The organism is Mesorhizobium sp. M7A.F.Ca.US.005.03.2.1 (assembly GCF_003997795.1).
Lineage (GTDB): Bacteria > Pseudomonadota > Alphaproteobacteria > Rhizobiales > Rhizobiaceae > Mesorhizobium > Mesorhizobium ciceri.
The window spans coordinates 1-7,543 of record NZ_RZRP01000247.1 but is presented as its reverse complement, the minus strand read 5'-3'; the positions used below and the strand labels follow the sequence as shown (position 1 = coordinate 7,543).

Genomic DNA, 7,543 nt, shown 5'->3' with positions numbered 1-7,543 from the left:
GTCTTAGTGTCCGCTTTGAAATCTCGGCGCTTGAGTTTGCTCAGCAGTGGCGCGACGGCAAACGGACGCGGGCACCCCGAACGTCCGCGATGGAACGACCAATATCGTTGACAAAAGAGGGTGCGGAACATGGCCGTCGGCGGCAAGTTTGTTGCCGGCGGCTTTCATTCGCATGATTTATCACTTGGCGGGCACGCATTGCCGGATTGCGCCGTAACACTAAGTCGAAGTTGCCGCGAAGCTGATCAGTCGGCGCGGGACCTTCGGCCGCTGATCACAGTCTCTGTTGCGTTCCATCCACTCGTTGAGAAGCAGGGTTGGAGGAGCCAGCATAGCAACCATTTCTACCACCCAGCCAAAACGCCAAGCCTATCCAGAGCAGGCGCGAGCCCTTTTAGCGACACGGACAGCACCACGTCCTTCTGGTCGGTGCTTCTGACCTAGATCTTCAGCACGGTACCCGCCCGCAGTGCGGTAACCGTTGCTTCATCGAGAGTGAGCGGCACGATGCAGCCGGCCGCCTCGACAACGAGTACGGAAATGGGCTGCGGCATAAAACTATTGGACCATCGAGCTATTCATCAACCACAACGTGCTGAACGAAGATACGATTCAGGCGTCCAAACCATTTCATTTGCGTTTGAAGTTTTTTCCGAACCCGCTATTTTGCAGTAAGGGGTTATGAGACGGAAAATCGTGGACGTTCTGAAACGCAACAATGTCCGGCTCCACGGCACGGGGCCGAAAAGTATGGTGTTCGCGCACGGCTTTGGCTGTGATCAGAACATGTGGCGTTTCGTCGAGCCAGCATTCCGCCGCCAGTTTCGGACCGTGCTCTTCGACCATGTCGGCGCTGGAAGGTCCGATCTTGCCGCTTATGACAGCGCCAAGTACGCGGCCCTGGACGGTTACGCGGATGACCTTATCGAAATCGGGAATGCCGTAGAGCTTTCGGGAGCAGTGTTTGTCGGGCATTCTGTCAGCGCGATGATCGGAGTTCTCGCATCTGTAAAGGTGCCCGAAATGTTCGACAGTCTGGTTCTGGTCGGTCCGTCTCCTCGATATATTGACGATGCCGGCTATGTCGGGGGCTTTTCAGAGGCGGATGTCGAGGGTCTGCTTTCATCGCTTGCTGACAACCACATGGGCTGGTCGGCTGCGATGGCGCCAGCGATCATGGGCAACGCGGATCGCCCGGACCTTGCCGACGAGTTGACCAACAGTTTTTGTCGGACTGATCCCGACATAGCCCGCGAATTCGCACGGGCCACATTCACCTCTGACAACAGGTCCGACCTGCCGAAAGTCACAGCGCGGACGCTAGTCCTCCAGTGCTCGGACGACATCATTGCAGGCGATCATGTCGGTGAATACGTGCGTGCTCACATAGCTGGAAGCAAACTGATTCACCTGGACGCCGTCGGTCACTGCCCCAACCTCAGCGCCCCGCAGGAAGTTGTGGCGGCGATACGGGCTTTCGTCTGAGTTCGCGATGGGGGCGGACGACAAATATCTCGATCTTTTCGAGAACGCGCCGTGTGGCTACCTCGTCATAGGCGCAGATGGCCGCATCCAGGACGCGAACGGCACTTTCCAAAGATGGACTGGGTTCTCGAAGGAGGCAGTCTGCGGCAAACGCTTCCGTGAAATTCTCAATGTCGCAGGCAGGATGTTCTACGAGACACATTTCGCTCCATTGTTGAGGATGCAAGGATTTTTCGAAGAGGTCGCGTTGGATATCGTGAAGGCGGATGGCGACATCCTGCCGGTTCTAGCCAACTCATTGGAACAGCGCACGCCCGCCGGAGACGTGATCGAAACACGGGTGACATTGTTTCGCGCAACACAGCGGCGGCGCTATGAGCGCGAGTTGGGCGAGGCTAAACGTCAGCTGGAACAAGGATTGCATTCTGCGCAACAAACAGCGGAGTTGCGCGAGCAGTTCATCGCGGTGCTTGGCCACGATCTGCGAAATCCACTAGCGTCGATATCCGCTGGGGTACATATGCTCGCCCGTAACACCGATCCGAGTGACGAAAAAGTTGCCAAAGTCCTGCGCCTGATGCTGGCGAGCATAGCGCGCATGAGCGGCTTGATCGACAACGTCCTGGATTTCGCAAGGGGCAGGTTGGGAGGCGGCTTGGGATTGACGAGGGATCGAGGCAAGCCGATCCAGCCTACATTGCAGCAAGTGCTTGACGAGATTAGATCAAGTTACCCGGAGCGTCAGATCGACGTATTGTGGAATCTCGATGGTGACATGATCGAAGTTGACCATGTGAGGCTTGCGCAGCTGTTTTCCAACCTGATGGGAAACGCGATTGCCCATGGAGACCCTGAAACTCTGATCCAGGTGACCGGTAAGTTCAGTGAAGGCTTTTTCGATCTCTCGGTCGCGAATGGCGGCAAGCCTATTCCGCAAGCGGCATTGAAGCGCCTCTTTCAACCATTCTATCGAGGAGATGCAAAAGGTCGCCAACAAGGCTTGGGATTGGGGCTCTACATCGCGTCAGAAATAGCCCGTGCCCATGGTGGAACCTTGGACGTGGTGTCGGATATGGAGCAAACGCGATTTAGTTTCCGTATGCCCATAAGATGATGACGCAAGCCAATTTGACTGCGAGCAGCTCCGCTTGGCGCCGAGACGCCAGCCATGCGTGACGACCTGCTCCCACGCATGTGCAGTGAATGCCAAAGCCGCAATGTCGATCTGATCTACACGCCCGACCCGTCGAAGCATTCCGGCATGGGGCAAGCTAACGCCTGTGCGAAGGCGAAGGACGGGCGCTAGGGCCAATCCGGCCTTGTCAGTACCGGCAAACCCGAACGCGTTCCAGCACCCGGTGGTGATGGTGCCAGTGCCTAACCCACTTCACGCGGCAATGGTGACGATGCCGGTAATAGTAGCGATGCGGGTAGCGGGCCACGTAGGCAGGATAGCGGGGGCCGTAATAGCGGCCGCCATAGTCGTAAAACGGACCTCCGCCGTAGAAGGGGCCACCGCGGTAAAACGGGCCGCCGCCGAACGGACCGAAGCCCCCGAACGGACCAAAAAAGCTGATGCCAGAACCGAAGTGTGCATCCGCAGGCACAACCGTGGCTGCGGCGCAGGCGATGGCAATCACCGAAGCAAGGAACACTTTTCTCATAGCAACCTCCCTGAGGTCCCTTCACCCGAGAAACTCCCGCAGGAGCCGTACGTTCCCGATTGCTAAAATTCTCTGCGCGCCGTCACCCAACCAGACGTTTTTGCCGATTCCGCCGTATAAGGCCGCATCATACCTTCGACTTCCGCCATCCTGCCCACCATGCTTCCATTGAGAGCAGAACCAGCGCTCGCCTTTGGCCAGTTGACGACCGTTTCGGTGTAATGTCGCTGCCCTGGCATGTGGTAGATGCGCTCGCCTGTCACGCTAATGTTGCCCCTTGATGGCGCAGCCGCCCGGCGCGCTAATGCCGCCGCCCTGACGATGCACTGTGGGGAGAGGATGCTGTACGGACTGCGGTATAAGGTAGCTTGCCCCGGCAACGCCGCAAAGCACGACAGGGATTAGCGCCCGCTGCTCTAACAGCGAACGCCTACGTCGCCTTATAGGCTTGGAAGCCTTCTGCCCCTGTATGCCCACGCCCGGTGGGAGAATGCGACTCCTAAGGCTTGGAGTCCAGATGGGGCGGGCTCACCGGTCCTGTGGTGTTCCGCCGGATGAACGGGACTTCCTTCCCGGTCACTTCCCGCACGGCTTTAGACAGCGCCTCATGCAGGACGCGCGTCAGCCGGTAGTGCTTGCAATATATAACGGCTTGACGATGCTCAAGTGCAGCGCTTCCGCTGCTGTCACAAAGCGTTCAATTTCAGTCTGCGAATTTCTGCGAACCTTTTGACCTGGCCATTTTCCATCCGAATCTCTCGGTGTGCCATACGATCTTGGCCGTCGATCTTCGTCGGCTTGTGGATTATCAGGCTTCGGCAGGTGTTCGGGGTGGGCCTCGAGAAGCGTGATCTTGATCTGCGGTCTGCAGCGGTTCCAGTCGAACTTCTACCTCATAGGATCGACACCGCCGCCGTAAGCGGACATTGCCGCAGCTGCACTCGGCCTTCACAAGCATGTGTGCGGGATCGTGCGCCATCAGAACAAAAAAGGAACATATTCCTTGCGCGTCAAGACGCTTGTGGAATCTTTTCCCCCATGAGCGATGGACCATCCCGGCTTGCCGAAGGCATGACAGCGGCCCCGCGCGATCGACGAAGCGTCGACAATCATACGTGCGAGCACCCCGGCTGCGGCAAAGATGGAGGCTTCGGCTTCGCCAGGATGCGTCAGCCTTCGCACTGATTTTGCATGGAGCACCGTGGCGAAGGAGAGCTAGCACACTAAAAAGGCTCGCGGTCCCATTGGCGAGTCCGCGAGCCTCCCCGTGCCCCAACCCCACAGCAGCAAAGCGATTTCAGTCCCAGCCAATATGACCCATCGCGGGACGGCATAGCGCCAAGAATCACCTATCGCGTGAGCGGCGGACCTGTTTCCGAATAGGCGGGCCTCGCCGGCAACTTTGCCTTACTTAACGTAAGAACAGCCAGGGTCTTTAGGTGAACAGCGGGCGCGCCCATGCGAGGGATTACTCAACATTGTTTGCCCTGCTGACTTTACGCATGAGCTGCTTATCCACCCAGTCCTGAATTGGTCGGTCGGAGTTGCGACTACGCCAAGCAACCGGCGCAGTCGGATTTGAACCTACATGGAGTGCCAAATCTGTGAGCGACGGGAATGTCTTCTTGACCCCGTCGATTGTGACGGTAACCGGAATTAAAACCCCGCTCGGCATTGCCTTACCCCTCGCGCTGTTAACCAAATCCCGCCTCCGAGGTAAGCCGAGATGGCCCTCCTAGAAGTGGCGGCTGCCCCACCGGAATCAGCCCGCTGGGGCTGTTGATCAGCCCATTTAGCGACTGGCAAAAGGGGCTGTTCGGTGGTGACCCTGGATCACATTTGCAACTTGACGCCTTACTTTGGCTGGCACATCGGCCGAACAGATGAGGGCGTACGATCGATAGGAGTCGATCCGCCATATCAAGGCGTGAGAAGGCGATAGGTTCTGTCGGGAAATAGGTCTCACCAGCGCGTTTCCCCCGGCCGCCATCATACGCCGGCGATGCACCTTGCGCGTGCTGACGCCCGCCTGTGGCCAGCAGGAAGCGCGCATTCGCCCTTGCCCGGAAGAGATCGACCTCGGCCTGCTTCTGCGCTTCCCGCGCCAGCCCGTAGACCTCGGGCAGCGGTTGCCGGTCGGCCGGCTTCGCCTTCATGGTCCACTTCTCGCTGCGGAAGCCCCAATGAGCGATGCCGTCGAGTTCGCTGCCGTCGAACCAAGCGCTCGAGTTCAGTTTCGGGAAATGCAACACCCGAGCCATCCACCAGATTTTCTCGATGTCGTGTTCGCCGGCACCCTTCGCCCATGGCGTCCAGCCCTTGCCTGGTCGCTCCGTCAGATCGCGTCGCGCATGGTGGTCTCCGTTTGTCTCACTTCAGGACGGAAGTGCTGGCACCCGTCTTGCACCGAAGGCGGTTGCCGGCTGATCCCCGGCAGCTCGTCGGGCTTGAGGCAGTAGTTGGGGGCCCTCGCCCGGCGAGTTCACCAATACGGTTTGTCAATGTTGAAGGGTCGCCCGCAACCATCGCTGGGCCTTGCGGGGGCGAAGCTTGCGCACGATCCCCTGCGCTCATTCGTCGTCTTCCCAACTGTGAGTTTTTTCCACGGAGTTCATGGATGGCGCGCACAATGCAATGGAAATCTACATACCTCGGTGCATCGATCATTATTTTAGTGATCACTAAAATCCCCGATGATTTGAACGCCAGAGTTTAACGCAGCCCGTGCGATTTCAGGGCGACGTTTCTTCTGCGTGGGGTTGGATATGCGTGCCCGGATGTTAGTTAGGAACTCGAAGGCTACAGAAGCCTTCGAATTGCGCGTGAAAATCGCGTCCTTGGAAGAGGAGCAGAGGCGAAGAGTGGCGAGCTCGGCTGGTATGTTAAAGCTGGCGCAAGTCGGCCAAGAATTAAAGTGGCTCCGGTTTCGCCTGGCCATCCTGGAAGACTGTGTGGCGGCGCTTTCAACCAAACACTAATTTACGTGCCCGTACTGGATTAGCCGGGACCATCATCGGCCGCCTTCAGATGAGACACCACCGTCCCGACGGGTAGGCTCGGCAGTGTTTGGTTTTTCTTCGGTTCTCTTCGTCCCAAACTGGTAGAAAAGCGCGAATGACAATACGAGATATCCCACCTGGAAAATGATCAAGATCAGCAATGTCCATGCAAGCGACTTCCAGAACGAGCCGGTTGCTAGAAGAATCCAGATCGCCGCCACGGTCGAAGTGGCGAACATCCCGATCAGGAAACGCGGAAAAAACATTTATGCTCAATGCCGCCCCATAACTGGACCGACCGGGTCTCTCGCGTCTACTCTCTAGAAGCATTTAACGTTTCACTAAATTAGTAATTGCGCAAGTCATCATGAGAGGTGACCCCAGCGAGCCCTCTGGTCACCCACTTTGGAATATAGGATTATTATCCTCGTTGCAGCGATCCCCTCAAAACGGAGTTCGCCAAATGCCTAGGTCAAAAGGTTCGCAGAAGCTATCGCAGGCTGAAATTGAGCGCTTTGTGGCGGCAGCGGAATCGCTGCACTTGAGCATCATCAAGCCCTTCATATCCCCGCATTGCGAGTGACGTTGCCCCCAGTTTTTATCCAGTTTTGAGTTCGTTTCCGGCGTGGGCTGTGCCCTGCTGGGCGGGTGAAGCGACGGGCGCTGGCGCGGAGCCTTTGGCATAGCGCAGCGCGAGCGACCGCCGCGGATTGAAGGTGCTGGCGAACTCGGCCGGTGTCTGCCAGGCGATTTGGGAGTGCGGCCGCGCGGTATCGTAGTCGGCGTGCCACAGGGCAATGGCTACGCGCGCCTGAGCCAGCGAGGTAAACAGTGTCTCGTTGAGCAGTTCATCGCGCAGTCGGCCGTTGAAGCTCTCGATGAAGCCGTTCTGCATCGGCTTCCCGGGCGCAATGTAATGCCATTCGACGCGGCTCTGATCCGCCCAGGAGAGGATGGCGTTCGAGGTGAACTCGCTGCCATTGTCGCTGACGATCATCCTCGGCCGGCCGCGCTCGGTGGATGAGCCGGTCCAATTCGCGGGCGACCCGCATGCCCGAGAGACGCGTATCAACGATCAGTGCCAGGCACTCTCTCGTGCATGTCGACGACGGCCAGGATGCGCAAGCGTCGCCCGTCGGTGAGCTGGTCCGATACGAAGTCAAGCGACCATCGCTCGTCGGGCCTCAGCGGCACCAGCATCGGCGCCCTGGTCCCGATTGCCCGTTTGCGGCCGCCACGCCGGCGAACGGCGAGCTTATCCTCCCGATAAAGCCGGAACAGCTTCTTGTGGTTAACGACCAGGCCCTCCCGCCTCAGCATCACCAGAAGACGCCGGTAGCCGAACCGGCGACGCTCCTGCGCGATCGCCTTCATCCGCTCGCGAACCTCGCGGTC

The 7,543-nt window shown here is 58.3% G+C and carries 6 protein-coding genes and 1 pseudogene; 3 read left to right on the top strand and 4 right to left on the bottom strand.

Annotated elements, in window-relative coordinates; genetic code table 11:
• The first annotated feature begins 696 nt into the window (after positions 1-696).
• The 3 genes from EN991_RS15665 to EN991_RS39880 are packed head-to-tail and all read left to right on the top strand — an operon-like array spanning position 697 to position 2,791.
• The gene (locus EN991_RS15665) at positions 697-1,485 is read left to right on the top strand and encodes an alpha/beta hydrolase (protein WP_064994850.1); all 789 of its coding nucleotides are present in this window, start codon (positions 697-699) and stop codon (positions 1,483-1,485) included.
• 7 nt (positions 1,486-1,492) lie between these two features.
• Positions 1,493-2,599: a PAS domain-containing sensor histidine kinase gene (locus EN991_RS15660; RefSeq protein ID WP_127369082.1), complete on the top strand. Its 1,107-nt coding sequence runs from the start codon at positions 1,493-1,495 to the stop codon at positions 2,597-2,599.
• 54 nt (positions 2,600-2,653) lie between these two features.
• Positions 2,654-2,791 (top strand): hypothetical protein, encoded by a 138-nt coding sequence (locus tag EN991_RS39880; protein WP_157678546.1) that lies wholly within the window; start codon positions 2,654-2,656, stop codon positions 2,789-2,791.
• Positions 2,792-2,807: 16 nt separating this feature from the next.
• Here the strand turns inward: EN991_RS39880 and EN991_RS15655 are convergent, their stop codons facing one another.
• From EN991_RS15655 to EN991_RS15620, 4 genes and pseudogenes are all read right to left on the bottom strand, one after another.
• Complete coding sequence (locus tag EN991_RS15655) at positions 2,808-3,149, bottom strand: hypothetical protein (protein WP_127369081.1); 342 nt, start codon at positions 3,147-3,149, stop codon at positions 2,808-2,810.
• A gap of 1,694 nt (positions 3,150-4,843) precedes the next feature.
• Complete coding sequence (locus tag EN991_RS15635; RefSeq protein ID WP_127369080.1) at positions 4,844-5,410, bottom strand: hypothetical protein; 567 nt, start codon at positions 5,408-5,410, stop codon at positions 4,844-4,846.
• Positions 5,411-6,159: 749 nt separating this feature from the next.
• Entirely contained in the window at positions 6,160-6,414 is a 255-nt protein-coding gene (locus EN991_RS15630; RefSeq protein WP_127369079.1) for a hypothetical protein, read from the bottom strand.
• Positions 6,415-6,746: 332 nt separating this feature from the next.
• Positions 6,747-7,543: pseudogene (locus EN991_RS15620) on the bottom strand (IS3 family transposase); the annotation flags it as partial.

Excerpts from the sequence above, each read along its gene's own strand:
- EN991_RS15655 (WP_127369081.1), bottom strand. The coding sequence starts at position 3,149 with ATGAGAAAAGTGTTCCTTGCTTCGGTGATTGCCATCGCCTGCGCCGCA.
- EN991_RS15630 (WP_127369079.1), bottom strand. The coding sequence starts at position 6,414 with ATGTTTTTTCCGCGTTTCCTGATCGGGATGTTCGCCACTTCGACCGTG.
- EN991_RS39880 (WP_157678546.1), top strand. The coding sequence starts at position 2,654 with ATGCGTGACGACCTGCTCCCACGCATGTGCAGTGAATGCCAAAGCCGC.
- EN991_RS15635 (WP_127369080.1), bottom strand. The coding sequence starts at position 5,410 with ATGGCTCGGGTGTTGCATTTCCCGAAACTGAACTCGAGCGCTTGGTTC.
- EN991_RS15660 (WP_127369082.1), top strand. The coding sequence starts at position 1,493 with ATGGGGGCGGACGACAAATATCTCGATCTTTTCGAGAACGCGCCGTGT.